This is a genomic window from Falsiphaeobacter marinintestinus, from assembly GCF_007923355.1.
Taxonomy (GTDB): Bacteria; Pseudomonadota; Alphaproteobacteria; order Rhodobacterales; family Rhodobacteraceae; genus Phaeobacter_A; species Phaeobacter_A marinintestinus.
On sequence record NZ_VOGO01000003.1, the window covers coordinates 336237 to 363234 of the forward strand.

The 26998-nt window shown below is 56.9% G+C and carries 18 protein-coding genes, 1 tRNA gene and 1 pseudogene; 12 read left to right on the forward strand and 8 right to left on the reverse strand.

What is annotated here, in order from left to right; translation table 11 throughout:
- Nucleotides 1-48: 48 nt before the first annotated feature.
- The 7 genes from FOY56_RS08845 (at nt 49) to FOY56_RS08875 (ending at nt 6169) form a co-directional block, all read left to right on the forward strand.
- Nucleotides 49-279 (forward strand): hypothetical protein, encoded by a 231-nt coding sequence (locus tag FOY56_RS08845; protein WP_222434967.1) that lies wholly within the window; start codon nt 49-51, stop codon nt 277-279.
- A gap of 95 nt (nt 280-374) precedes the next feature.
- Nucleotides 375-746, forward strand: coding sequence for a hypothetical protein (locus FOY56_RS08850; protein WP_146345474.1), 372 nt, complete (start codon nt 375-377; stop codon nt 744-746).
- On the forward strand, nt 743-1684 hold the full coding sequence (locus tag FOY56_RS08855; RefSeq protein ID WP_146345475.1) for a bifunctional DNA primase/polymerase: 942 nt from the start codon (nt 743-745) through the stop codon (nt 1682-1684). The genes FOY56_RS08850 and FOY56_RS08855 overlap by 4 nt, the downstream gene beginning before the upstream one ends.
- A 13-nt stretch (nt 1685-1697) precedes the next feature.
- Nucleotides 1698-4067: a DUF927 domain-containing protein gene (locus FOY56_RS08860; protein WP_146345476.1), complete on the forward strand. Its 2370-nt coding sequence runs from the start codon at nt 1698-1700 to the stop codon at nt 4065-4067.
- 395 nt (nt 4068-4462) lie between these two features.
- Nucleotides 4463-4948, forward strand: coding sequence for a ProQ/FinO family protein (locus FOY56_RS24125; protein WP_425468359.1), 486 nt, complete (start codon nt 4463-4465; stop codon nt 4946-4948).
- Between the two features lie 415 nt (nt 4949-5363).
- The gene (locus tag FOY56_RS08870) at nt 5364-5840 is read left to right on the forward strand and encodes a P27 family phage terminase small subunit (protein ID WP_186766286.1); all 477 of its coding nucleotides are present in this window, start codon (nt 5364-5366) and stop codon (nt 5838-5840) included.
- Nucleotides 5837-6169 carry a hypothetical protein gene (locus tag FOY56_RS08875; RefSeq protein ID WP_146345479.1) on the forward strand — a complete coding sequence of 111 codons (333 nt, stop codon included), beginning with the start codon at nt 5837-5839 and terminating at the stop codon, nt 6167-6169. The genes FOY56_RS08870 and FOY56_RS08875 overlap by 4 nt, the downstream gene beginning before the upstream one ends.
- Before the next feature lie 480 nt (nt 6170-6649).
- Here FOY56_RS08875 and FOY56_RS08880 read toward each other — a convergent pair whose 3' ends face one another.
- Entirely contained in the window at nt 6650-7594 is a 945-nt protein-coding gene (locus FOY56_RS08880) for a SphA family protein (RefSeq protein WP_146345480.1), read from the reverse strand.
- A complete protein-coding gene (locus FOY56_RS08885; protein WP_146345481.1) occupies nt 7591-9027 on the reverse strand; it encodes an arylsulfatase in 1437 nt (478 codons plus the stop codon). The genes FOY56_RS08880 and FOY56_RS08885 overlap by 4 nt, the downstream gene beginning before the upstream one ends.
- 35 nt (nt 9028-9062) lie before the next feature.
- On the opposite strand from FOY56_RS08885, the gene FOY56_RS08890 reads away from it, so the two are divergent.
- Both FOY56_RS08890 and FOY56_RS08895 read left to right on the forward strand, forming a co-directional pair.
- Complete coding sequence (locus tag FOY56_RS08890; RefSeq protein WP_146345482.1) at nt 9063-10169, forward strand: AraC family transcriptional regulator; 1107 nt, start codon at nt 9063-9065, stop codon at nt 10167-10169.
- A 461-nt stretch (nt 10170-10630) separates the two neighbouring features.
- Nucleotides 10631-11388 (forward strand): annotated as a pseudogene (locus FOY56_RS08895) (IS5 family transposase).
- A gap of 113 nt (nt 11389-11501) precedes the next feature.
- On the opposite strand, the gene FOY56_RS08900 reads toward FOY56_RS08895, so the two are convergent.
- The 3 genes from FOY56_RS08900 to gntH all read right to left on the reverse strand — a co-directional run bounded on the left by FOY56_RS08900 (nt 11502) and on the right by gntH (nt 15937).
- Nucleotides 11502-12785: a HupE/UreJ family protein gene (locus tag FOY56_RS08900; protein ID WP_146345483.1), complete on the reverse strand. Its 1284-nt coding sequence runs from the start codon at nt 12783-12785 to the stop codon at nt 11502-11504.
- A complete protein-coding gene (locus FOY56_RS08905; RefSeq protein ID WP_146345484.1) occupies nt 12778-14574 on the reverse strand; it encodes a hypothetical protein in 1797 nt (598 codons plus the stop codon). Before FOY56_RS08905 ends, FOY56_RS08900 begins: the two co-directional genes overlap by 8 nt.
- A 169-nt stretch (nt 14575-14743) precedes the next feature.
- Nucleotides 14744-15937 (reverse strand): guanitoxin biosynthesis MBL fold metallo-hydrolase GntH, encoded by a 1194-nt coding sequence (gene gntH / locus FOY56_RS08910; protein WP_146345485.1) that lies wholly within the window; start codon nt 15935-15937, stop codon nt 14744-14746.
- A 117-nt stretch (nt 15938-16054) separates the two neighbouring features.
- Between gntH and FOY56_RS08915 the strand changes: the two genes are divergently transcribed.
- From FOY56_RS08915 to FOY56_RS24060, 3 genes are all read left to right on the forward strand, one after another.
- Nucleotides 16055-16639 (forward strand): TetR/AcrR family transcriptional regulator, encoded by a 585-nt coding sequence (locus tag FOY56_RS08915; RefSeq protein ID WP_146345486.1) that lies wholly within the window; start codon nt 16055-16057, stop codon nt 16637-16639.
- Between the two features lie 336 nt (nt 16640-16975).
- Entirely contained in the window at nt 16976-17953 is a 978-nt protein-coding gene (locus FOY56_RS08920; RefSeq protein ID WP_146345487.1) for a hypothetical protein, read from the forward strand.
- A 648-nt stretch (nt 17954-18601) separates the two neighbouring features.
- Nucleotides 18602-21313: a choice-of-anchor Q domain-containing protein gene (locus tag FOY56_RS24060; RefSeq protein WP_146345488.1), complete on the forward strand. Its 2712-nt coding sequence runs from the start codon at nt 18602-18604 to the stop codon at nt 21311-21313.
- 324 nt (nt 21314-21637) lie between these two features.
- Here the strand turns inward: FOY56_RS24060 and FOY56_RS08930 are convergent, their stop codons facing one another.
- The 3 genes from FOY56_RS08930 to FOY56_RS08940 form a co-directional block, all read right to left on the reverse strand.
- Nucleotides 21638-23560, reverse strand: coding sequence for a UvrD-helicase domain-containing protein (locus FOY56_RS08930; RefSeq protein WP_146345489.1), 1923 nt, complete (start codon nt 23558-23560; stop codon nt 21638-21640).
- On the reverse strand, nt 23548-25806 hold the full coding sequence (locus FOY56_RS08935) for an ATP-dependent nuclease (protein WP_146345490.1): 2259 nt from the start codon (nt 25804-25806) through the stop codon (nt 23548-23550). The genes FOY56_RS08930 and FOY56_RS08935 overlap by 13 nt, the downstream gene beginning before the upstream one ends.
- Before the next feature lie 830 nt (nt 25807-26636).
- A tRNA-Arg gene (locus FOY56_RS08940) sits at nt 26637-26713 on the reverse strand.
- Nucleotides 26714-26998 lie beyond the last annotated feature (285 nt).

Below are 26998 nucleotides of genomic sequence, written 5' to 3' on the forward strand. Positions count from 1 at the left end.
ATTTCGGTTTGTTAGGCAGTCGGCACCACCACAGAATGGAGTGCTGACATGAAAACTGAAACTGACGGATACGTGGCGTGTGTGCCTAGGCTGCAATTGGGTTTTGAAGACACCGCAGCGGCCTTGGGTCTGCCTCTGAGCACGCTGGAACAGGTTCATCGTCGCGGGGAAGGCCCGACCTTCTTTCGTGTCGGTCGACGGCTGTTCACGACGCCTGACCTGGTTCGCGAGTGGCAAACGGATCAGATCCAAAAGGCCAGGGCAGAGCAAGCGGCCTAACCCCTAAACTCTGAAAAAGAAATCCCGCCGGATAGCGCCGACGGGACAGGTTCAAACGCGCCAAAACGCGCGACTATGCAAGGACAACCCTTACCATGAAATTTTCCACTGGCAAAACCAAAGCCAAAGTCAATGCGGCGCCCGCAGGGCGCCACGAAATGACAATCAAGACTGCAAGTTTACGCGAAGCTGGCGGCGACCGTTTTGTGTCTTTGATCTTCGAAATCGACGGATATAGCCCGACGTCAATTGCCTTGATGTGGGACTCTGATCACGTCAGCAAGGCAGGCGTTTGCACGACTAATCAGGCGGTTCTGGCTGCGATCCTGGTCGCGGCCAACGGAACTGACCAGGCGTCCGAAGTGGTCGATCTTGAGAAGGAACTGCCAAAGGCAATTGGCGCGGTTATTTTGGCCGATTTGAAATACCGCAACGGATTCGCTTCGATTTCAAAGGTATCGGCATGAGCGGGGAAAGCTTTGGCGCCGTGGCCCCGGCCCTTTGGGATCGTGGTTGGCGCGGCCTGATACCGATCAAGATTGGCGATAAGGCGCCTGCCCCAAGGGCATGGGAGCGCTTTGCCGACGGTCGCCAAACACGGCAAGATCTGGACGAACTAACCCGTTTCTGGCCGTGGCACGGGATTGGCGCCACGACTGGCACTGGTCTTACCGTGATCGACCTGGACTGCGATGATTTGCGCGGATGCCAGCGGGCGCTAGACGTCTTTGAACGGCACTTGGACGTGTCACCATTGGTTGTCGTCGGCCAGGCGCCACGCGGCAAGATCTTCTATCGGGGCGCGTTTGCCGCCGGAAAGTGGAAGGCACCACGCGGTTTAGCGATTGAAATCTATCACGGCGGGACAGGCGGCGGTGCTGGTCAGACAGTGCTTTTCGGTACCCATCCCAAGACCCATCGACCGTACTTTTGGCCACGCAAATCGCCTCTTGAGACTGATCTGACCGGCGAAGTGCCCGAGATCACAGAAGCGGCGCTGGTTATGGCTTTGGATGAAATCGCAGGCTTGGGCGACCCCAGCCTTCGCGCCGTCAAACGACTTGGCGCAGGCGCTGGCGTTCCAATCGACCAAACTTTGATGGCCGAAGCCCGATCTGCGATGAAACCCGCCAAAACAACGGCAGAAGCCATCGAATTGGCCGCAGGCTGGGTCGAAGAGACCCTGGGCGCGGGATCACGACACGATGGCACATTATGCGTCTTGTTGGTCCTGATACGCGAGTATCGGGCTGATCCTGAAGCGATACGCGGTCCCCTGGGCGAAGCCTTCGCAGGCGCGGCGGGTATCAGTCGCGAAAGCGAGTTTCACCGCATGATGGCTTGGGCTGCGGACCGCCAGCCGCCTGCCCCACAAATGCAATTCAAGCGCGCTGGCGCGGATTGAAGAAAGAAAAGTTATGAACATGAAATCGCATGATGTCGGGGCGGTCCTGGACCGTCTGAAATCGGCTGGGTTTACGGTCAAACAAATCCAAGACGCAACAGGCCGGAGCCGTCAAACTTTCTCCAATTGGCGAAAGAAAAGCCGGGCCTTCCCGCCTGAAGATATCGCAAAGTTACGCGAACTAGCACCTGACCTTTTTAGTCAGGAACCCGAGACCGAAACGACGGCAGAACCCGAGACCGAATCCGAAACGATCCCCGCAACGGTCGCTAAAAGCCACGATCAGGACGATAAAGACGAAGGCCGGGACGATAACGGTACTGGACCCGATTTCGGGACCGGTGCCACCGCAGATGCCCTAAAACAGGCTTACGAGATCATCGTGATGCAGGTTCGTCGGGCTAAAGACGACCCTGCCAAGGCTGCACGTCAGATCAGATCGGCGATTGGTCGCGCTTTCGCCTCCGGACTGATCAATGACCGCGCGGACGAACTGCGGGCGGCTCTGGAAGTTGTTGCGGGTTTGGATGACGCATTGCCTGGTTGGCGGGACGCTTTCGACAAGGCAGCGGCGGATGCTGGGACCGACAACGCCGACGAAGGCCAGGACGATCCTTTTGGCGATGAACCTGACGTGCCGACAGACGGCCTGCCGGACGGGTACCGCGCGCGATCTGACGGGATTTGGTGGAACAAGCCGATCAAGTTTAGAGGGGTGGCTTTCGGCGCCGAGTTTGTGTGGCTATGTTCGCCCGTCCAGGTTCTAGCCGGTGCCAGAAACGCCAGGGGTCAAGGCTGGGGACGCTTCGTTGAACTGACCGATCACGACGGCACGCAACACGCCTGGGCTATACCTGCCCGCGCCCTGGCTGGCGATGCGACCCAGGTACGTGGCGAATTGTTGGACCTTGGCATGAAAATCCAGGCCGACGATGAAGACTCGCGCCGCGCGTTCGGTCGTCTGTTGCGAGATTGGATTCCCGACCGCCGCGTGCGCACCGTCGCAACGCTGGGGTGGGCAGATCGCACTTGCACATCTTTCGTCCAGGGTAGTGGGGAGATCATCGGCGATGCCGGGTTTGTCTATCAAAGTGACGCGGTAAACCCCCTGCTACGGACCATGGTCGCCAAAGGATCACTCGAAGATTGGCGGGATAATGTTGCACGCCTTGCCGTGGGGAACCCAATCCTGACCACTTCAATCTGCGTTGTCCTGGCAGGCCCGCTTTTGGATCTTCTAGACCGCGACGGCGTGGGCCTTCATTTGATCGGGGACTCTTCACGCGGAAAGACAAGTGCGCTTGCAGTTGCGGCCAGTGTCGTCGGCGGGCCGAAGTATATGACCACCTGGCGGGCGACGTCATCCGGTCTTGAGGGCACGGCTTCGATTGCGAACAGCGGTTGCGTTGTCCTGGATGAAATCGGCCAGGTCGAGCCTCGCGAGGCCGGTTCATGTGCATACCTGCTGATAAACGGAGTTGCGAAGGCCAGGGCCAACGCTTTCGGTGGCGCCCGCGACCGCCTGACGTGGCGTTGCAATGTGCTTTCGTCTGGCGAAGTCACACTGGCCGACAAGATGCTTGAGGCAGGCCAGAAGGCCAAAGCAGGGCAGCTTGTTCGACTATTGGATGTGAACGCCACCGACCAAGCACATGGCGCCTTCGACGATCTTCACGGCTTTGCAGACGGCGCGTCCTTTGCCGATCACGTAAAGAAGGCAGCGGCGCAGCATTACGGCACTGCAATGCCCGCTTTGGCCGGATACATCGCAGAGGACCCGGCCAAAGCCCGAAAAGAAGCCCGGACCTTTGCCGCCCGCTTCATTGAAGAGGCTGAACGCTTCCACGACCTCAGTGACGGCCTGGTGCGACGTGCGGCGGATCGCCTGGCCACGATTGCGGCAGGTGGCGAACTCGCCTCTATGGCCAGGATTACAGGCTGGTCCGAAGGCGCCGCGACGGACGCCGTCTTAGCGATCCTGGAACTTTGGATTTCGGCCAGGGGCGGGACTGGATCGACCGAACAAGCCCAAGCCGTGACCGCATGTCGTGACTTCCTGCTTCGTAATCAGGACAGCCGGTTCAAGCCGCTGATCAACGGCTTTTCGGCCACAACAAACGCGACGGAGCCACAGCAGAGCGAGGACCCACGTCGCGTGTCCAATCACGCAGGTTGGGTGGATGATGCCCACTTCTGGATACACAAAGCGGGATGGTCGGAGATCTTCGAAGGCATGAACCCCCGCGCAGCCGCCAAGCACCTGGATGAAGCCGGGTACCTGGAACGCGGCGAGGGACGCAATGTGCAGGCAAAAACACCCGCCGGAATCACAGCCCCTGACCGGGCATATCGTATCCGAAAAACCGTGCTGAACGCTGGGTGACTGACCACCTCAAAACACCGGACCGTCCACAGTTTCGTCCACTGGACGGTCCATTCAGAAAACTGTGCAGAGCGCTGACCCTTCGCATTTGTGTCGGAAATGTAGGAAAAGTCGGATTATTGTTTAGTATCAATACGTTACATGGATCAACCTGTCGGAAATCGTTCCGACAAATCCGACAATGGGTGTTTTTCGGCAAAAGTGTCCATTTTGCTTGTCGGATTTGTCGGAACAAAATCCGACAAAGTATCACCCCTAAGTATTTGATAAATAACCATTATCCGACTTTTCCTACATTTCCGACTGAAATATTGAGGGTCAGCGCTCTGCACAGTTTTCTGAAATGGACGGTCCAAATGGACGGAAAAAATGGACACAACAAAGGAAAACAACCGATGAATGCGCAATCAAAGCCCCGGCGCCAGGGGACTCTAACCCTCAACTTGAAGGCAACAGCGCCAGGCGTACCAACGCCACAGAAGACCAGGGAGCCGACAACCAAGAAGACCAGGACACAGCTTTATGCAGAGAACGTGGCGGTCTTGCGGATCTTACAGACGAGGTTCCCTTTGGCCTTCGAAGCCGACCTGAAGAAGAAGGGCAAGCCCCTGGCCATCGGGATATTTGAAGCCCTCCGATCCGTCAGCCCCGACATAGGGAAAAAGAGGATGCGTCGTGCGCTTCGCCTACTGACTTCTAGCCGCCCTTACTTGCAAAGCTTAGCAGAGCCCGAGTCCGTCCGAGTGGACCTGACAGGCACTGTGACGACGGCTGTGACCGACTATGAAAGAACCCTGGCCATTGAACGATTGAACGCAATAGCGCGGCGCCGCTGCACCACAGCAACACAACCGCCTGGCCAGGCCACGTCGGGATCTTAACAGGCTGGGCCAAGCGAGATGTCCGAACGCCATGCCTGGTCCACACTGGAACACCTGCCCCATCCAGACATGCAGCGCTTCCACACAGCCGACATTCCCACTGGCACGGGTCGGATATTTCGGACTTCCCCAAAGGAATCTCGCCATCCATATGGGCCAAAGTCAGGCACGGTTTTGTCCACCGGCCTGATGCGGGTCAGCGCCGTCTAGGGGGCGGGTATGGCCAAGGTCAAAGGGAGGGACAGGGACCGCGAGGGAGGGTGAAGCTTTAAAATGGATTCGATCTGGACCCATTTTTGTGGACCGGTCCATGATGGACGATACGCCCGACAGAGGCTATTCTGATGGTCCATACGCCCTCCATTTACGTCAAATCAGGGCAAATCACCCAGAAACAGGACGAAAGGCGGATACATTGCCCCGAGGCCCAGCCAAACACCCCTCCGACAGCACACCAGCACTTCTAAAGGCCGCACGGCAGGCCGACACCAGCACCGCGCAAGCACCGCGCGACCTCCCCGGCACCGAATTTCTGGACGATTTCGGATTTGGCGTTCTGGACGCGTTCTACCGCGAACGATCCGAATGGACTGCGGCTGATCTGGCGCTGATTGTGATGGCCGCAGACGCCACCCAGCAATTACGGGACGCACGGCGCGAAATCGAAGCCCTTGGCCTGATTGTGACGACAAAAACTACGACAAAACCAAATCCGATGCTGGCAGTCTGCGAGGCACTGTCGAACAGGGTCCAGAAATGTTTGCAAGCGGCTGGCCTGCGACAACGCGACGGCCAGAAACCATCCCAAGCTGCGGCGACCCCAGAGGCCGGACCAACGACCGGCGGCGAAACCGTTTCCTTCGAAGATTTCCTGCGGGATCTGGGCAAGTGAGCGCGGTTCAAGATTTCTCAGAAGCCGAACTGGTCAAAGCCATCGGTGGCCCGATCAAATGGCCACAAAGTCCCGATCACTGGCCAATTTATGCGGCATTTATCGAAACCCGCTGCGGCGCAGTCTACGGTCCAGACCGAAACCGCGCAGTTTTTACGATGGGAAATTACGGCGGAACAGCGACCGCAGCACGTATGCACGAAGCCCTGCAACGGCTGGCAAGGTTCAACGCCCTCGCGCCACGCCACGGCCTGCAACAAGGCCCACTTGGGTACATGCAATGGGCGAACATGTCCCCTGACCAGCGGCCTTTTCAGGTGCCCAACTGATCAGCGCTCTCGTTCCAGACCTTTTGGTCAGCCCGATGCAGATCGTCGCCGCAGCGTAGATGCCAGGTCCAATTCCCGATATCTGACTCGCGCCGATGCAAGTCGTTCAAACTCCAAGAATAGTGCGAAGCAGCCCAGTGATCAGATGTTCCTGCGGCGGTGACACAGACTAAGAGTCCGCGTCCAGCCGCCCATGGCTCTGATCCTTCAAAACACCATCGCCAACGACCACCGCTTTCCGCAACAGCCGTAATTGGCCAACAAACTTGCTATGATCAGGTTGCGGACACAACGAACCGTCACTCGGATCAACCCAACTGGCGGTTTCGGCCCTGACCGGACCTTCGAACAAGGTGCGGCCAATGTCTGGTCAGAGCCCAAGGGCGGCCTATGTGCGATTTACATCGACGGTCACCAAGCCCTGACAGCGGTAGCTCGCCGCGCCGTTCACCACAGTCTACTATGCCGAACAAGTGACAATCAGAATGAAATAGAAAGAGTGAGGTAAGCCGCAACGCCTTCTGTTCGGTTCTGTGTTTCGAACTCTCTGTATGCCCGAAGACTAGCGTACACGGGTCGCCCTCCGAGTTCGCCGCTATAGGCTATCTGTGGGCCGATACCGTAGGTTTCCGACCTGAATCCGTTCAAGACCGCCGGTGTGCCTTTGTCGTCCGAGATCTGCTTGTAGGCAAACCCGACGACGCCGACCTGCCAAGCCTCTGAGACGAACTTTGAAACGGACCAATCCAAATGGATCGACTCTCCATTTTGGTAATTTGTGTCCGGGTTCTCGAAGTTGTAGGTCACACCTAGTGTGGCCGAGGCTTCCCAACCCGTATTCGGGTCGAAATATGAGTAAGCTCCACCGATATCTATGGCCCCATGCCCCAGGCCGATATTTGTAAGTCGACCGGCTTGATAGTCTCCGACCGGGATCGCACCGGTCAGATAGGTCATCCAGTTACTCGTGCCTCTGTTCCAAAAGAGTTGGACTGTTGGGTACAGATCACCAATCCCAGTGACTCTTTTTGAGGTGCCTCCAGCCGCCGATCCGAGTGTTGTATCGGCCGAGACTTTACTGCTTGCCACGATTGTCGCTAGCGAAAGAGCCAGTCTTCCACCCAGAACATTATTTTCCGGGCTGTAGGTCGGAATGATGAATTGACCCAAATACCTTGCATCGACGCCAAGGCGAATTTGGCCGCCGATGTCCAAAGGCCGACTGGCCGATGCATCCCCGGAATAGGCATAGGTCACCAGCGGCATTGAAAACCCGGGTTCCGGTGGGATCGCTGCAAAACTGCCGTACTGCCCAGGCAACCAGAAGCCGACGCCTCCTTCGTCGGCAATGGCCTCACTCGAAAGGGTGAGGCCACTGAGAAGCGCGGCCAGCCCAAATCCGATTATCTCACGATTCTTCTTCATTTCGCCGGCGGCTCATAGGGGTCCGGTTGCCCCGGCGGGATCGCGGGAAACTCCTTGAACGTCGCAAGGTGCTCGCCGAGAAGCGGCATCGCCTGTTCCGCGGCCCACGTGTAAACAAGCAAGACATCCTTTCGTTCCCCGGGATCATTGATGAGATCGTAGAGGCGCGGCGTCGAATACGACTTGGTGTCGGCATAGACGGTCTCGTTCTCTTTGAACAAAATCTTCCAATCGGTCCACTTCACGCCGTAGATTTCTTCGCCCATGTAAACGATGACATGATCGCGGTTGGATTTCTCCTGTTCGCCCAGCAGGAACGCCGACTGATCCACGCCGTCAAACGCACGGTCGTCTGGCACGTTTCCACCGGCCACGGCCGCGAGTGTCGGATAGAGGTCCGTCTGGTGGACAATCTCGTTGCTGACCGCTCCTGCTAGAATTTTTCCCGGCCAGCGGATCGCAAAGGGAACGCGCAGGCTGCCTTCAAACGGCGTGAACAAAGTCCCCCGCCACGGGCCCGGTGTGCCCTGAGCATGTGCCATCGGCGCAATGTCATTGCTTCCGACGTTCATGGCTTCGGGGCCGTTGTCGGCTGTGAAAATGACGATTGTGTTTTCAGCGATCCCTGTATCATCCAAGGCCGCTGTCAGCCTACCGACATAACTGTCGGTCTGGTGCAAGAGGTCGGCCCATATTCCCTTTCCTGTCGAGCCGTCGAAATCGGGATGCGGAATGACCGGCGTATGGGTCGCCGTCAGGGCGAAATAGACAAAGAACGGTGCGTCCTCACCACTTTTGCGCAGGATGAAGTCAATAGCCTTGTCCGTCAGGTCGCCATCGATCTGTGCCCGATATTCCAAGTCGTACTCGCGGGCGATTGTGGCTTCCTGTCCGACAACACCTTCCATAACGTGGGGCGGCTCCAACCCAAGCGCCTGCCACCTGCCTTGCGATGTCCATACTGTCTGATCGGTGCTTTCGACCCCGTAGAATTCGTCGAAACCCTGGTCCTTGGGGTAGCGGCCCTCGCTCCAACCCAAGTGCCACTTGCCATACATCGCCGTGTTATAACCCGCATCCTTGAGCATTTCGGCCATCGTGACTTCCCATTGTGTCATACCATAGACACCGCCCGCGACCGGGATCGTGTGGTTGCCGGAGCGGATGCCATACCGCCCGGTCATCAGCGCAGCCCGGGAAGGGGTGCACTGGGCTTCTACGTTGAAGTTTGTCAGGCGCATACCCTCTTCGGCAAGGGCATCCATCGCCGGGGTTGCAGCCCCACGGATGATACCGCCGCCGTTGAAGCCCGGTTCGCCCCAGCCAAAGTTATCAAGGTTGATCAAAACGATATTTGGTTTCTCTTGGGCAAGCGCCGAGTTCGATATGACAAGCGCAGTCACCAGGACAGCGTTGCGAAGGGCCTTCATCATTTTGGCTACCTCTTGATTATCCACAGAAAAGGCGTTTGGCTGAGAAGTTAGCACTGGGCTTATGTTTGATCAGAACCATTTTGCGCCACGTGCGTGAAGAAATTGAGGAACCCGTTGTCATGACGTCCGTCCCTTCAATGACCGTCGCCGAAGCATTAGGCAGCGCACCCAAAGTGATTTCGGATCTGATGGGAGATTCCACTCTGGAACGGTGCTTTCGAACGGCCGGATTGCCCGAAAGCATGGCCTTTCATGTCGGTCACTACATCCCAGAGATTGCTCTAAGTCGGTTTTTCGACGCAGCAGCGCGGGGTGCCGGAGACGATCTCTTTGGCTTGCGTCTGGCAGAACATCTTTCCGTGACGGAATACGGACCTTGGGGCGATTACGTACTGGAGGCAGAAAACCTAGGGGCGGCGCTGCAGCGAGCGGTGGATATCATGCACTTGCATGCAGACGCCGACACCTTGACCGTTCGGACAGGGAGTTTGACCACTCAATTTCAGTACTCCTTTGCCGAAAAGTCGGGTTCGGGGTACCGCCAGATCGCGCTTGCAGCGCTCGGCCCGCTGATGAGCATACCTCGCCACTTTTGTGGACAAGGGTGGCAACCAGCGTCGGTTGGGGTGGACCTGAACGACAAAACAGCTGCCCGAAACATCGAAGCCAGACTAAGGATCGGATCTACAAGCGATTCAAACTGCACCTCCATCGAAATTCCAAACTCTGATCTGTTGGCACATAACCCGGAAACGCCGATAACCTGGACAACCATTCAGGACGTCGAAAGAAGCTGTCTGGGCGGTCCGCCACCAAACCTGGCCTCCTGCGTTGAAGCTTTGGTGATGCAAAGCCTCGCGACCGATGCCGCGACGATAGAAGACGTTGCCTTCATAATGGCGACCAGCACACGAACTCTGCAAAGGCGCTTGAATGACCACGGAACAGATTTCCGCTCAGTTACCGCGTTGGCCAGGATGCGTCGTGCGACAGAACTGCTCACCGGCACTTCGACTACTGTTTCGGAGATTGCCTCGCAGCTAGGCTATTCAACGACCAGTCATTTTTCCCGTGCCTTTCGGAAGAGCGCAGGCATTGCGCCCAACGAGTTTCGCACTCAGTTTGCTCGCACATTAAGGTGACTTCCCGGTTCGGACCGGTCCTTCTCCGATGTTCAAATAGATGGCCGCTATTGGGCCAAACCGTCAGTCGCCCCAAACTGGCCAAAGGTTAGAATTGTCCGCATCTTCCCAGTTCGGAATCGGCGCGGCGAAGGACCGGTTTAGAAAATGGTCTTGAAGCCCGATTTGAAAGTCCGCTTCCGCCGTTTCGACTCGGGTTTCTCGCGGTCGCAGCGGATGACCGCTCTCCGCCCTTGATGTCGGCCTCAGCGAACGGCCCAGAGCCGACCTCCGCAACATCGTCGAACGCTGTAGCGCAGCTTCACCAGAGCGGCCATTCGTGGATTGCGCAGCATTTGGTCAGCCAAAACGTCGGTTAGCGGACGAAGCTCCCCTTTGTGGTACTGTTCAAGCCTTAGGGTCAGGATGCATTGATCTTCAAAGCGTTGCGTGATTCACAGCCCGGAAAACGGAGCGGTGACATGAGCGACCTTTTCTGGCTGACTGACGAGCAGATGGCCAAGCTTTCCCCTTTCTTCCCGAAGTCGCAAGGCAAGCCACAAGTAGATGACAGGCGGGTGCTGAGCGGGATAATCTCCATCAATCGCAACGGGTTGCGCTGGCGTGACGCTCCTGAAGCCTATGGCCCACACAAGACCCTTTATAGCCGTTGGAAGCGTTGGAGCGAGAAAGGCATCTTTGCGCGGATGATGGTCGGTCTGGCTGCCGAACCCCGCGAGGAAAAGACCGTGATGATCGACGCGACCTACTTGAAGGCGCACCGCACGGCGACCAGAATGGCCGCGAAAAAAGGGGGCGTGGTCGTCTGATCGGTCGAACCAAGGGCGGCATGAACACCAAGCTGCACGCCATTTGTGACAGCCAAGGGCGGCCGCTTAGCCTGTTTGTTACCGCTGGACAGGTCAGCGACTACATTGGTGTGCTGGCGCTGCTCAGCAGCCTACCCTAGGTCAACTGGCTGCTCGGAGATCGTGGCTCGGGCGCCGACTGGTTCCGGGACGCGTTGAAAGACAAAGGGATACGCGCCTGCATCCCCGGCAGAAAACAACGCAAGACGCCGGTCAAATACGACAAGCGCCGATACAAGCGGCGCAATCGGATCGAGATCATGTTTGGCAGGTTAAAGGATTGGCGACGCGTGGCGACACGCTATGACCGCTGTCCCAAGGTCTTCCTTTCAGCCATCGCTCTCGCTGCAGTCGTCATCTACTGGTTATGAATCCTGTCCCTAATAAATACCGGTTGGGTATTAAAAACAACCGACCACATCGGAAAACCAAGAACACAAGCGGATTGATCGTTGAAAACAATTAGCACTCAAGAATAAATCGATTAACTCGACAATGCCGTGATGACTCCCATCGAACGTTCGAATGTCCACCATGCGGCGACAGCACAACATATGATAGCGATGCCCCACCGGACGTAGTTTTGCGCACCGATGCTGGCTTTTTCCACAAGATATAGAAGCGGCCAGATTAAGAGGACAATCGCAATCTGACCGATCTCGACCCCGACATTGAACGCCAAGAGGCTCTGCCAGATGTTTGGAGACGTGATCTGAAGGATTTCCTTGAGGACGAAGCTGAATCCCAGACCGTGCAGAAAGCCAATCAGAACGGTGACGAAAAAGATGTTTCGGTTCGCTTCGGCCGTTCGACTGCTGCTGCGCATCGCTAGAAGCGCGGCGTAGATGATCGACAGGGCAATTCCTGTTTCTACAGCCGGCACGAACCATACACCCGACGGTACAAGCCCCCAAAAGCCCAAGGAAAGTGTCACGCTGTGGCCAACGGTAAAACCGGTAACGCGCCACAACAAGTCGCGCAAGCTTGGGGCGCCGATTACGAGGCAGGCCACAAATAGCACGTGGTCAATGCCTTCGAGAATATGGCGGACGCCCTCCCATACAAATGTCGCAAAGGCAGCCAAACGTGAACGCGAAACTTCGATCGGCTTGGCTAACAGGCCACGGGATCGCAAGATGAGCGGTTCACCGGGAGCATAGTCCAGCAGGAGGTTTGCCGTTGTTCGCTGGTCCGGCAATCCGGGGTCCAGTTCGCTGGAAATGAGATAACGAGATGGCGCAGTTTCCATTTTGTACACAATCAAGACATCCACAATCACGTCACCCACATAAGCAGGCGTCGTCTTGGGCAAGGTTGTTGGCTTCGCGATCACGTCCTGAGCTTCGGCGAGTGTTGCAAATCCCGGTTCGCTGCCCACGTGATGCAGGACAACGGCTTTGACATAGCCTTTGACCCGCGCGCCATCGACCTCAATACGAGTGCCCGCCTCGGCGATTTGCCCGAGGCCAAGCGGGACGGACGCAACCTGTGACAAATCTACGAAATGAACCACTTTGTCCCCTTCCAGCGCATTGGTGGTAAAGGGAGCGGCGGCGGGAAGACCATCATCGCTCTCTGCGCCGATCTTGTCTGCCACCAGGTAGGGCATGGGGGTTCGAAGATAGACGTTCAGCCCGTCCTTGACGTGTTCGACGTGAAATACACGGACATTCAGGTTGAGCAGGAAATGCGCGCACGCTGACCCAGATGCCAATAGCAGACACGCGACCATCAGTGGTCGTAGGGATTTGCGAAGGGCGTTAAACATCAGGTGCACGTGCCTCCAGGACAGTTAATGCAGCAAGTTTCCAATGGCCGCCCTCGGGGATGAGAGTGACGCGGGCACGGTATTCTACTGTTCTTCTGTGATCATGGCCCCAATGCCCTGCCTGCGCCTGGACTTTCCATTTCGCAAGTCCCTCGTATGCGCCACCCAGCGACAGCCTTGTTCCTTCGACCGAAACGTCGTCAATTGCGCTAACTTCGGCCAATCCACCACCCGGAACACGGATGGCCAAATCGGTCTCCAGCGCGGCAGCTAGCTCGTCCAGCGCGCGATCTGACACGAGCGGAGCAAGTGTCGCGGCACGCGCAGCCGGAGTGACTTCGAGAGCAGCAACATAGGTATTGGCAAGGAGATCTGACAGAGCGTCCTGGGCCAATTGGGCACCGGATTGCTCGCCAAAGGGGGAAACAACGGGCAACAAAAACATATTGCGCAGGGTGACGCTGGCGATGAACGCGACGGCTGCACATGACAAAACCCCGCGCCAGTGTCGACGATTGGTGGGAATGGCCAATGCACCAAGCGCGGCAACGCCAACCAAAAGAAGCCCAACGGAAACGGCAGGAACGAAACGGATTCCATGGATCGGAACAGCGATCACCTGTGGGTCGGCATATTGCTTTAGATAGTTGGTCCATGTGACTGTTGCGCGATCCGGCGTGGCCCAATCTAGAAATGGCCCTGCGGGATCGGTAAGTGTCACAGGCACTTCACCGATCCTGTTATCGAACATGTCCCACGAGAGGGTTGCGTTGGGAGGCAGTGCCACAACCGGGTAGGACAGGATCGCACCCACGAACGCCGTATCGACAAGCAATGTTCTGGTCCCTTCCTCGACCTGAAAGCCCCGTTCGTCCAGTGTGAGGAAGGCGCCACGAACGGCTGCGGGACGAACGGGTTTTCCAGCGATCGTGACCGGGTTTCGGACCGAAAACTCATCGAGCGCCGCTTTCTGTATCCGGGATTGGCTGGCGCTGTTCAGGTGGGTTCCGGTTTCGATCTGCTCTCCGATCCAAGGCGCCAGATCCGGCACCCGCATCAGGATTTCATGCCGGATTTCCCGAGGGGTGGCGTAGACGTAAGAAGTTGTGCCATTGCGGGTCTGTCGATTCAGGTTTGCGTTCGTGAATGCGGTGCCCCACGGGTCAGCCCAATCCATGACAAAGCCTGCTTGAGTATTCAGAAAACTGAACCGCGAGACGGGCACAGAGCGGTCGAACACCATGAACCCGATGTCGGGACGCTGCGTATCGTCCGCCATGGTCGACCCAAGTACTAGAGCGTCCGGGCGGACCTGAACGAAATCAAAGAGTACTTCCAGAAAGATCACCTCAGGGTCGTCCGGTGGCGAAGGGATTTTTGTCCCGGTGATCGGGTCAGTTTGCCCCGCAAACGGAGAGGCGCGGTCAACGCGGTGGCGGCGTTCCACCCGCACAATGCGCCCCAAGAGCTCAGAGCCGTCCTGTCGTATGACCGTCAGTCCGGCGAAACCAAGGCTTTCTGCATCCACGCCCTGCCGGGTGAACGCTTCGCCATCAGCACCGAAATCAGCGGCAAGAGCATCCGTGAACACTTCGATATCGGGCGGAAACACTTCTAGCTCAAGGCGGACGCCGTCGGGTTCGACGTGGAACACGGCGATGTTGTCGGCCACCTCAGCACCGCTGAAAGGCAATACATCGGCCCTTGACCCGCTGGCCAAAAACAGAGTTGTGAGGAAGGCAAAAACCATCCCAAGCTGCGCTGATCGGCAACCAAGCATTCGTGGCATAGTCTTTCACCCAGTGAATTGCCCACTTCAACTGAGACCGAAGTGGTCAGGTCCAACCCTGCATCATCTGACATCTCGAAAAACGCCTTCACGGGAGCCGAAATGCAAAGAAATTGCGGCTTTACTGGCGGGGTCGCGCTGACGGCCCAGCTAGTTCAAAAACATTTGCCTATTTATCGGGCATGGGGGGCGGTGTGTACCCGTCCCACTTGCCCGCTTGAACCTTGGCTGACGTCTCTTTTTCCGCAGAACGGGGAGCGTTAATGTACTCGTCGCTGACTGCGGGTGGCAGCGCGTAGTCGTCAATTGATGCTTCGCGCACTACGATTTGATCCTTGGTGACGTTTATAACCTGCAGGTCACGTGCCAGCGTAAGAGGCCCGTCATAGGTCGACCGAACGCCTTCTAGGATTGCCTGATAATTCTCGGGTGACAGAACTGAATGGTACCCTAGCGCCATGCGCGGTTCGACCGCAGACATCACCTTGCCGAACGCGGCAGGTTCGGAGTGAATTCGCGTTGCGACATAGGTGGCCTGTGACAAGTCCCAGCCAAAATACTTCGCAAGCGCCTTTGGCGGCAAGAACGCTTCGTGAGACGCTATGTCTGCCCCTTTGGCGTATTCGACATACCACTTGTTCGGATAGGTATCGCCGCCAAAGACATATTTCAGGCCGTTCCAATCCAACGAGTAGCTGACCGACCCATCCAGACTGTGAATGGCAGGCCAAGACCGGACCGTGACGCCGTTTTCCTGATAAACGACTTCGTTTTCCAGCATGTAGTCAAACTCGGTGACTTCCAGCTTGGCGCCTTCGTCTGGAAGGGCGCCGGTCCGCGTGGCCAGATCCCAAGCATAGGCCTTGGACATGCCGTCGACATAGGCTTTGGTGCCGAGTTCCTTTTCGGAACCGGATGGGCCGAAAACCCGCAGCGGCTTGTATCGACCCGACAGCCAGCCACCAACATGCAACCCCATGAAATCTCCGACGTGGTCCACATGCAGATGGCTGAAAAAGACCTTGTCGACTTTTGAGAAATCGGGCCGAAGCGAGAACAGGTTTCCTGTCGCCCCGGTGCCCACGTCAAACAGAAAAACGTCGCCGTTGCCAAGTTCGACGTAGAACGAGATCGAAACCGCGGCCTTTGTCTGGTTCGGCATACCGGTTCCAAGCGCGGTTATTCTCATTTCGGCATCGCCGAGGATCTCGGTGTTCGGGAAATACGAGGCGGGATACACGCCATTTTCAATTGGTGCCGCCGACCGACCGTCTGGCAGTGCGTTTTGTGCGAATGTCACTCCAGAGGCCAACACCCCCAGTGCAACAAGTGCCCCGGCCAAAGGTTTTTGGATATTGATCATGTTGTGTCCCCCAATTGTGTCTGTGCCGCCAAATCCAATGGGATCATCGGGCCTTCAGATTTCCATAGACACGACTACGGTAGAGACATAAAATTATCTGTGTCAATAGAGGTCTCTATGGTGAACCAAAAGATCAAAGTGGAAAAGCGTCGTGCGGCAACGCGCGACGACTGGTTGCAGGTAACCCTTGATGTCCTGAGAGAGCGGGGCATCGAAGGGGTCAAAGTTGTCGCCATCGCTCGTAAAATTGGCCTTACCAGCGGTAGCTTCTACTGGCATTTCGGGAATATTCAGGATCTTCTGGACGCTGTCCTTGCCTACTGGGAGAAATCGCTGACTGGGCATATCATCAAGGATGCGCTTGAGTTTGAAGGGCCGCCGGATGAGCGGATCAGGCTGCTGATGCACCAGGTGATCCGCGAAGACGCGTCGATGCCCGATGGTGCAATTGCAGTCTGGGCGAAGTCCGATGCAACAGCGGCCGCCTGCTTCAAGCGGGCCATGGATCGCCGGTTCAAGTTCGCTACTGTGCTGTTCGAGGAAGTCGGCTTTCCATCTAGGGATGCCGAAATCCGGGGGCGCATGATGGTCATGACGCTTATGGGTGAAACCACCAACGGTCTGAAACAACGTCAGGACTGGGAAGACGTGATTGATCAGCACTGGCGCGTTTTGACCGATCGCGACCTCTCGCAGAAATAACTTTTGGTGACTCGTCTCTGAACGCTCGTCTTGACTGAGAAGCCTGGCCGCAGGGTCGCGTCGCACCAAACGTATTCAGCATTGGTCCGATCACCACTTCGCAGCCACGACGGATAGTACGGAGGACAAATGAACAGGATCAGGATCGATTTCGCAGCTTTTGCAGTCGCGGCAATCACTGCGGCCCCAGTCCCTGCACAGCCCAAGACGCTCGCCGATTTTCTAGTTCCTCTAACCGATCCCACTGATGATTGGCGAACACGCACCTCACCGACAGGGCAACCGATCACATCATACGGCCAGATCAGCCAGGCTGGACTCGCGTACGATGATGGCGTGAGTCGCGATTTTTACGCGCCGCTCGACAACTCGAATGCCAGCACGCGCATCGGGTTCTTGTGGCAACTCTATCCATTCTGGGGGATTAATGCGGTGGCCCGGTTTGAGGGCGGCTTTACCCCCCGTGCCTCCAACACAATAAACCAGATCGACGACAGTGGAAACGGCTTCTCGTTCGACGGCACCAATATCCGAAAGCTGGAGCTGATCATCGACACCGGGCGGATTGGCACGTTTTCCTTTGGCCAGGGAAGCATGGCCACCGACAGTATCGCCGAGATTGATCTGTCCCAGACCAAAGTCACCGCTTACTCTGCGGTTTCCCAATCCGCAGGTGGTCAGTTTTTGCGTCTGAGTGACGGCAGTTTTTCTCCTTTGGTCATTGGTGATGCATTCAAGAACTACGACGGTGACAATGTGACTGGCTACAATTCCGATGGCAGTCGCAATCTGCGCGTGCGGTATGACACACCGGACTATCGCGGTCTCAAGGTGTCTTTTGCTGTGGGCCGCGACGTTCTGGATGAGGGCGATGACGATTATGCGGACGTCGCCGTACGCTATGATGGGCGCTTTCGAAACCTTCGCCTTAGCGCGGGCCTTGGGTATTCGAGAAAAGCAACCGAAGAGGTGACATCTGGATCGGTTTCCGCAGTCCACCACGCTACCGGGGCAAATGTGACTTTTGCATTAGGCCACAGCACGTCCTCGGGAAAAAATGGGTACCTTAAGCTAGGCCTAATCCGCTCGTGGATCCCAGCTGGAGACACTGCCATTTCGATAGATGTCTATTACGGTTCAGATATCGTCGGGCCGGGGTCCAAATCGCGATCAGTGGGCTTGGCGGTATCGCAACAGTTGGATCGCTACAATGTTGAGATTTTTGGCCTGCTCCGGAACTATTCGTATGATGATCTGGCCTTCGACTACAGAAATTCCGTGGCTTTCTTTACAGGGATCAGGTGGCAGTTCTAGGGTTAGGTTTCATAATCAGTAGATGACGACTGCAGCGAGAGCGATGGCTGAAAGGTAGACCCTCGCTCCAAGCGGGTGGGTGGTTGTTTGGTGATAAGCTGTTCCTTGACTAGATAAGCGTCTACCCTAAATCCAACAAAGGGCAGTGGATCGCCCCCCCAATGCCAGCCCGCGGCGCTTCCGGCGACGCTCAGACTGTCTCGTCTGTATAGCGTCGGCAGCACACCCTCGTGGCGGTTTATCCAGCGCGCAACTCATCCAAGGGTGACTGCACCGTATCGGTAGTCTGAATCAAAGCCGTTAGGGAGAAAACAGCCTACATCCAGTCCGAGTCACCTGCCCAATAGGTGGTTTCCGGCCCTTAGCCGACCTTGACCACCCAATCGAGATGCTGCGCCTGCAGCCCGCTTTGCCGACATCCGCTGTGATCGCAAGATCTCAGGTTTGCCGAATTGACAGATTGAGAACAAGACCGCTCGACGCAGTTTCAGCGAGACCTGACGCCTAGTGAGGCGTGATAGAAATTCGTTGCCATGCTAACTCATCCTCGTTAACCATTTTCCCGAATTTATTGCATTCGCTGGTTGGTGGCCCACACCGGGCGCATCATTGACGATCTGGGGATGCCTTTTTGAGAGGGGGGTCCTCATGGCGAATTTCATTGTAACGACCACTGCCGACACTGTTGCTGATGATGGTGTTACCAGCTTGCGCGAAGCTATTGCGCTGGCGGATGCATCTGCCGGAGCAGATACCATCTCCTTTGACGCTGCGCTATCCGGCCAGACGATCTTGCTGAGTGGAACGGAACTTGTTCTTTCGACAGACGTTATGATTGATGGCGATATCGACGGCGACGATGTGGCAGATATCACGATTTCGGGTAACGATGCTTCGCGGGTGATCAATGCGACGGGCGGAACATCGACGCTGGAGTCCCTGACGATCACCAATGGCCACAACGACAGAGGAGGCGATGAAAAAGGAGGTGGCCTAGCTGTGAAAACAGGGGCAACACTTTATCTGACGAACAGCACGATCAGCGGGAATTTTGCCGCATTTGGTGCCGGTGTATGGAACTCCGGCAGCATGACGCTGACCAACAGTACAATCAGTGGGAATGAAGCACTGGTGGGCGGAGGACTAAGCACCAACTACTACGCCACGACCACAATAGTCAACAGCACGGTCAGTGCGAACTCTACGAATTACAGTGGTGGCGGGATATTTATCTATGGCACGGCAACACTTATCAATAGCACAGTCACCGGAAATAGCGCGGGAGGTTCCGGAGGAGGAATATTTAACGTCGGCACCGCGACGGTCATCAACAGCACGCTCAGCGGGAATATGGCAGATTACGATGGCAGTGGGATCTTCAATTTCCGTGATGCCTCGACGACCTTAACAAACAGTATAGTGCTGGGCAATAACGCCAATGGCTCCAGTGACGAGGTTTGGGGTACGATCACGTCCACGACCTCGCTCACAGGAGCGGGTGGCGAGACTGCTGCCGACGTTTTTGCAGAGCTGGACAGCAATGGTGGCGGTTTACTCGCCGACAATGGCGGGCCGGTGCAAACGATTGCGCTGAATGCCGATGTCACTAACCCTGCGCTTGATGCTGGAGATGATGCCGTGGCCCCGGGAACGGACGCACGCGGGCTAGAGCGTGACGACTATTCTGGCACTGTGAACAACGGCCTGAATATCAGTGATCTTGGGGCATTTGAATTACGTCTGACACAGCTCGGTGGCACCGGAGCGGATGATTTGATTGGGTCCAATGGCGATGACGTTCTGGACGGTGGAGACGGCGATGACACCCTAACTGGCGGAGCTGGCAACGATGTTCTGGAAGGTGGAGCTGGCGACGACATTTTGATTGGAGGAGACGGTGATGATATTTTGAATTTTGGGCAGGGTTTCGACTGCTTGTATGGTGGTGCTGGCGATGACGTTTTCCAGCTTTCAGCAGCATTTACTTTTTCTGAAAATAGTGGTGGTCTCGCACCTGAAGTTATGGAAGCGCCCGTTGTCGTACACGGCGCGGAAGGGATAGATACTTTTGACCTTACTGTGACGTCTGGTTTAGCACTTTTAGCAGTTCTGGTTTTGGACACGGACGAAGAAAATGAGGTTCCCCCGGATTGCAGCCACGACAATGATGATGATGATACCGGTGTGATCACCTTGTACGGTATCGAGAACGTCTACTCTGGTTCGGGCGATGACACGCTGACTGGTAGTGAGGATAACAATATCCTCTCTTCCGGTGCTGGCGATGACAAGATAGAGGGTGGACTGGGTGACGATTACCTTGATGGGGGCGTTGGTATTGATACAGCCCTGTTCTTAGGATCGGATGCGGCGACCGTTGACCTTAGAGTTGGAGCTAACTACCAGCAGGACACCGGATATGGCTATGACACCGTGGTCAATTTTGAGAACGTCACGTCTGGTTCGGGTGATGACACGCTGATCGGCGATGATAACAACAACCGTCTTGCTGGGAACAGCGGCAATGACACGCTGGACGGCGGCGGTGGTCGCGACAACCTTTTTGGTGGTCTGGGTGATGACATGTTGATTGGCGGGACCGGGGTCGATCGATTGACTGGTAGCGTTGGCAACGACACCCTGAATGGTGGAGACGAAAATGACATTCTTGGTGGCGGTGGTGGTTTCGATACACTGTTCGGGGGCGATGGCGATGATAGCCTGACCGGAAAAGTCGGGGAAGATATTCTGGAGGGCGGTGATGGCGACGACTATCTTAATGGCGGTGCTGGCGACGACTTTATAGAGGGTGGCCGCGGTGATGACCGTGTGTACGGTGGCCTCGGTGACGATGTGCTTGTTGGCAACGATAACGAAGACACCATAGAGGGTGGCCGCGGTAATGACGAGCTATTCGGAAACGCCGGAAATGATGTTCTGGAAGGTGGCGACGGAGACGATCAGCTATCTGGTGGCCGCGGAAACGATCGACTGTATGGCAACGGTAGGAAGGACGTCTTGTTCGGTGACGACGGCCAAGATTACCTGTCTGGTGGCAGTCAGAATGACGTGTTGATTGGTGGCGAAGGCGACGATGTCCTGAATGGCGGCTCCGGTTTCGACACCTTTGTGTTCGATGACGACTCTGGCTATGACATAATCGAGGACTTCAATTCGGTCAGTGACAATGAAGTCATTCAACTGTCGGCTGTCACGGGCATCACTGACTTCACTGATCTTCAGGACAATTACATGTCGGTCTCGGGCGACGATGTTGTCATTGATGATGGCTTCGGGACCGTGATTATCTTGCTGAATGTAGATATCGCCACCCTCGGGGAAGCTGACTTCATCTTCTAAAGCATGGGATTCTGGCCGCTGTTTCTGTCCAGAAAATTCGCCATCAGCTTCCATCGCCACGGGCTCTGAGCCGCCTTGCGGCAGTGCGGAAAAGAGCGGGATTCGTTGGTCACTTGAATGTCTGCTGCGTGTCCCGCGCCCCTATTGGCTCGCGGCAGCAGCGAACTTCCGGTCTCCGCCCTTGGTGTTGGAGGGAGCGTACGGCCCTAAGCAGACCTTGAACATGCTACGCTGTTCTGCACCGCAACTCGCCAGAAGCGGACTTTCAAGAGTGGCAGCTATCCAGTAATCTGTCCTTGGCAAAATCATGCCAACCATAGAGGTTCAGCCGGGCGCAGCCAGCAAGACCTCGTCCTTGGCCATCCATTCTTTTGAGATCAGAAACCTGTGGATCGTGTCCGGAGCCTCGGAATAGAGCACAAGCGCGAGGCTCTCTTCTGCCCGCGTGCAGGTGACGTACAGCAAACGGCGTGTACGCTCGATCGTGGTTTCCTCGCCCTTGTCCGCCTTTTTCTGCGCGGTTGGGCCCAGGGGCTTAACCTCGAACAGCGTCTCGTAGGAGGCAAGGCCTTTGAAGCGCGTGTGGGCGTCATCGGCGATCACCATAACTCGGGGAAATTGGAGCCCCTTTACCCCTTGGTGGGTGCCAAAGGAGCTGCGGTCTTCGACATAGTCGAGGTAGCGCGCTACCTGAGAAAACGGAGCTTCAAGCGCCTGCGTCCAGGCCTCGGTGATGGTGTTATCGGTGGGTGGTGTGGCCTCGGGCGTGGTCAGGTCGAGCTCTGAAAGGAAATCGGCCGTGTTCTGGGCCACGGGACTTTCGCCAAGCAAACAGGGCCGAAGCTGGTCGGGGACCGGGAACAACTGGTGCTCGGCCACGACCGCTAACACTTCGGCGCAACTCGGGTCCCGTTCTTCCTTAAATAGCGTCATCAGCGCTGCGATGCCCGCCCGCGCCGCTTCGAGGCCAGTGGCCTGGCACCCACGCCCAACCCGGATACCTGCCTTACCGACCAGCGGTGAACCGTCGCGCAGCACCGCCATCGCGGTAAAGGCATCGCCAACCCTTTGTGCCGTCACCAAAGGCAAGACCCGGTGGGTGAAAAGCCGCATTGCAGGCAACGTGCCATCACGAAACCCGTCCTTGAGCTTGTCAGGCTTGCTCAGGGGCTCAAACAGCTCGCTGAAACCAAGACGCGCGGCGGCCATGTGACGCTCGATCGTGAGGGTCTTAACCGCCTCCGCGTCCTGCCATGCAGAGTCTTCGGTGATGCGGGCCATTTCTGCCCGGGTCCAAGCTTCATAGGCCTCGCGATCCGTGCCCTCACTGGGCGCAAGAAAGACCCGCACAGTACCACCCGGTTTGTCTTCTCGCGCCCGCTGCTGGCGGCCATCATCGTCGCGCCGGATCGCATTCGCCAAGTCCACAATCCGCGCGCGGCTGCGGTGGTTCATCTGTTTAGCCGGTTGCGCGAAGTCCCCTACCCGTTGGTCGAGATCGCGCAAACCATCGGTGTAGATGCGCTGCATCGTGTCCCCGAGCAGCCCTAAGGCGATGCGACCGCGATGGCGCGCCTCGAAGCTTAAAAGCGCTTCCATTAAGGGTTTCATCGTATCCTGACTCTCGTCGATCAAGATGAACGGGTAGCGCGCCAGAACGATGTTCTGGAACGTCGCGCTTTCAGTCAAGAAATGCGCAGCGAGCGCAATGACCTCGGTATGTTGCAGCGCATCGCGGCCGAAATTGTCCCCTTCAGGCGCGTAGGTGAAGGCGCGGATCTCGGCCAGGCGCTCCAGCCGCTTTGTCTTTGAGGCCATTTTCTTGACGCGTTTGTCGTGGGCGTCAGTACCGGCCCGGCCCTTCGCGTGGGCTGCCTGGTTCTCAGCAATCTCTGTCTGCAAGCGGCTCTTCAGCCAGCCCCTAATATCCGTCGTTCGCCCCTCAATGAGCGACCAAGCGAAGCTGTGGATGGTCTGCACCTGAAACACCGGATCGGCCATGACACGGCGCGTGATCTCATCTGCGGCGGCGTTGGTATAGGTGATCACGGCGATCATGCGGCTATGTTTGCGAAAGGTGGTCAGGGTCTGTGCGTCCAACCCTTCCAGCGCGTCCTTGAGAGAACGCGTCTTGCCCGATCCCGCCCCGGCGAACAAAAAGAAACTATGCGGCGCGGTAAGCGACAAACAGGCGCGGATCGTCTCATCGGCGCTGGCGTCGCGGTTGTCGTCAGTCACATCCACCATTTCGCTCCTCCTCCACCCTTTAGCCGGCGCGAGAGCCAAGTTAGGCCCGTGTCGATATAAGGAGGCGCGCGCAGCGCTTTGATGTCGTCGATACAAAGAAGATCCAGCGCGAAGGCGGCTTTCTCCGGGTACTTCTCTAACCGCTTGAAGAGTGCACTGGCGAGAGCCTCAGGCGTGGGCTCTTCGTTGATGGATATAGCAAAAGCACGAGTCATGCGGCAGGCCAGTTCGGCCTCTGCAGCGTCCTTCACCGACTCCCGGTTGGCCAGAGTGAGAGCATCTTCGAAGGTACTGGGCGTGACTAGTTGGGTCTGCGCGCCTTGCGTCACCCCTTGCGGGGTCTGATAGGCGACCACGATGGGGCGACCCGGAGCCTTGTGACACAAGGCCTTTAGGGCAGGTGCCAACAGCGTATCGATATCCGCCAGCCTTGGGAGCCAGGATCTTAGTGCGTGGTTAGCGGTGGTCTGAGCGGCCCCGTAGCAGGGCTGAGCCGATTGTTTGACAACCTTATTGCCTTTTTGCTTATTGCCTTTTTGGATTTCCGTCACTGCGTCCAGATCGGTGATGATCAGCGTCGGCACCTCCAGTGCTTCGATCAAGGGACGCATGCGGTGCGCGTGACTGCCCCCCAGCTCTAGGAAGGATAGATAGGCCGCAGCCAGGTCAGGGTAGTGATGCTGGATCAGATGCGGCAGCAGGATCCGCTCCGCGGCGCCCTCGATCACGATAATGGCGTCGGCGAAGAACAGGTCAAAATGTGTGCTCCGGAGATAGCGCGTCACGAAACGACGGGTGTGATCGTCTTCGCCAAAGAGCCCCGTCATATTCGCCACACTGGCCGTGGGCACAACTCCGTGACCGGGCAGCTCGCGCTTGAAATAGCGCAACTCATCAAACGCAGCGGCGTGCGCAATGTGGCCCGAATGGGTGCTCACCACCAGCTGCGTGGTAAAAGCCGAGTCCTCCTTCTCCAGATCCTCATGGTTGCGCAGCACCTTATGTGCCCTGGCCATGAAGACCTGCTGCACCTGAACATGCAGATGTGCCTCCGGCTCCTCGATCAGCACCAGTTGCAGGGGTTCAATGCCCCTGTCGTCCGGGGTCACCACCTGTGATTTGAACTTGCCCACCTGCATCCAGTCATCCCGGAAACGCATGAGCTGAAAAACCATGGAGATCAGGTTCTGGAAGCCCAAGCCGTTGTAGCTTTCAGGCAATTTCACCCCAGATGCGTCGCCAGAGACATCGTATTGCACTGCCGCCGGGTGGTCGAGCCCGTCAACGGGTTTGATCTGTGTGGCAATGGAGAGTTTCGGATTACTGAGTCCGCCGGGGTAGCCAAGATTTTTCAGTTCCTTGATGGCATCGGCGAAGCCCTCCTTGAGGCGGGCATTGAAGGTGGTTTCGGCATCATGGATGGCCTTGAGCGCTTTAACGTCGTTCGGCGTGGGGTCCGTTTCAGGGTCGATATGTTTGCGGAAATAGGGCTGTACCTGGCTTGCGATCTTGCGGCTAGCGGCATGTATGGGCTCGCCATCATCATCTTTCCCCTCACCGGCATCGGCGAACCCACGTTGCGCGTTGATCTCACGAATATGCAGGAGACCGGCAAAAGGGTTGGGGCCGATCCCCTCGGACAGGGGTGGCAGAGGCGGCGGCGCCACTGCTCCGGACGCTGTAAAGCTTGTGGGGTCCAAAAGATGAGCGTTCAGCTCGAATAGCTCCTTGAGGCGTTTGTCCAGAAATTCCCGAAAATCGCGCGGCCAAAGCGCGAACCCGTTGGCCGTTGCGCCGCCGGGTTGCAGCTTCTGAGCGGCCTCTCGCGCGGCCAGGTACTGCGCCTTGATATCCGCATTTTTCTTTGGCTCCAGGCGCAGTCGCACGCCCAGCAGGCCGCCAGTCCAGGTGAGTGTTGGGATCAGATGCGCGACATGGTGCAGCTCTGACGTGTCAGCATGGAGCCAGACGTCGAGGAACGGAAGCTGAACCAAGAGCGGGCTGATATCCGCCTCGGCCTCGTGTGTCCAGGCGCTCGCGGTTTGTTCGATCGCTGCCCAGTTGGAGGCTGTAACATCGCGCGTGTCGATGCCGCCGCGATCCTTGAGGAACTTACGCATCGCCTTCATGGCCGATGTCTTGCCGCTGTTGTTGGCTCCGACGAGCAGCGTTTGATTGTCCGAAAGATCCAGACGGGCGCGCCGCAACTTGCGAAAATTGAAGATTTCAATGCGTCTTAGTTTCAAAATATCGGTTTCCCCGCGCAGGAATTGCTAAACTTATGGTTGCATATATACACTTGTTCTGCCGGTTTGTAGGCGCAAACGACCGCCGAGAGATATGACAGTCTTCACATGTCGGGCTAATCACTTTCGGACCTGAAAGGCTCCATGTTTCCAAAGTCCGCTATTACAGTGTCCAAGGGCTCTAATGCGTCTGCAGCTAAAGTCTGCTTCCCGCCAATCGTGATGAATGCTGCGCTTGAAATAGGCGGCCGCAGGTGGCTCCACTGCCGTCATCTGAGGCTTTTTGTCGGATGTCCGGTGTTCCAAGTTTATTGGGTCTTGACCCGTTGTCATGTTAAAGCATCGGGCGCTAGCCACTCAAAACCGGAAATCGACCGTTGTGCACGTGATCGGTGTTTGCTTATCCTAACCAAACGCAAACCTGAGACCGTGACCATGCCAACCGTGATCCGCTTTCCAAACCCAGACAGACGCCGTCTGCACCTGCCTGTGGACCATCCTCTGGACCGCCCTCTGGCCCGTCCAGAGGGGGAAAGCGGTGCCGTCCACATCACACCCCCGTCCGATGGCAAACACCGGCCCCTGCGCCCGTCTCTGGCCCGCCTGCACCCGTCTGGCCGTGGGTCGGGTTCGCCATGTGCTGCAGCCTTGGATCGTTTCTGGCCGTGTCCCTGGTTTTGGGCTGATTCTTGAGCACTAGGACGGAATCGCCTGGCCAGGACCAATAACGCCAGTTTTTAACCATTTCGGGCAACAAAATCAGAATTTAACCGAATTTTAACCACAGCCCCGTTTGGGCTGCTTCACTTTCCGCTAAGTCGTTGATTTTATGGCGCACCTGAGAGGATTCGAACCTCTGGCCTCTGCCTTCGGAGGGCAGCGCTCTATCCAGCTGAGCTACAGGTGCGTGAATGTCCGGATACCCTATCACGGCGCAGCCCGCAATGGGGGTTTGGGTGGCCCGTCTGGATTTTTCGACCGCGTTTTGCCAGACCGCAGGACACAGGAACCGTGATCGCCCCGGAGAGGGCAAAACCATGGATAATCAAGGGGGATTTCCCGCCGAACGACAATTGGTGCCCTGACAGAGACATGTGAACTTGATACGGTTCGCGCTGTATGGCACCCCAAGGACGGATTCTGTGCCAACTCAAGTTATTAGACCGGGCCAGCCCGGGTTTCAGGAAGAACA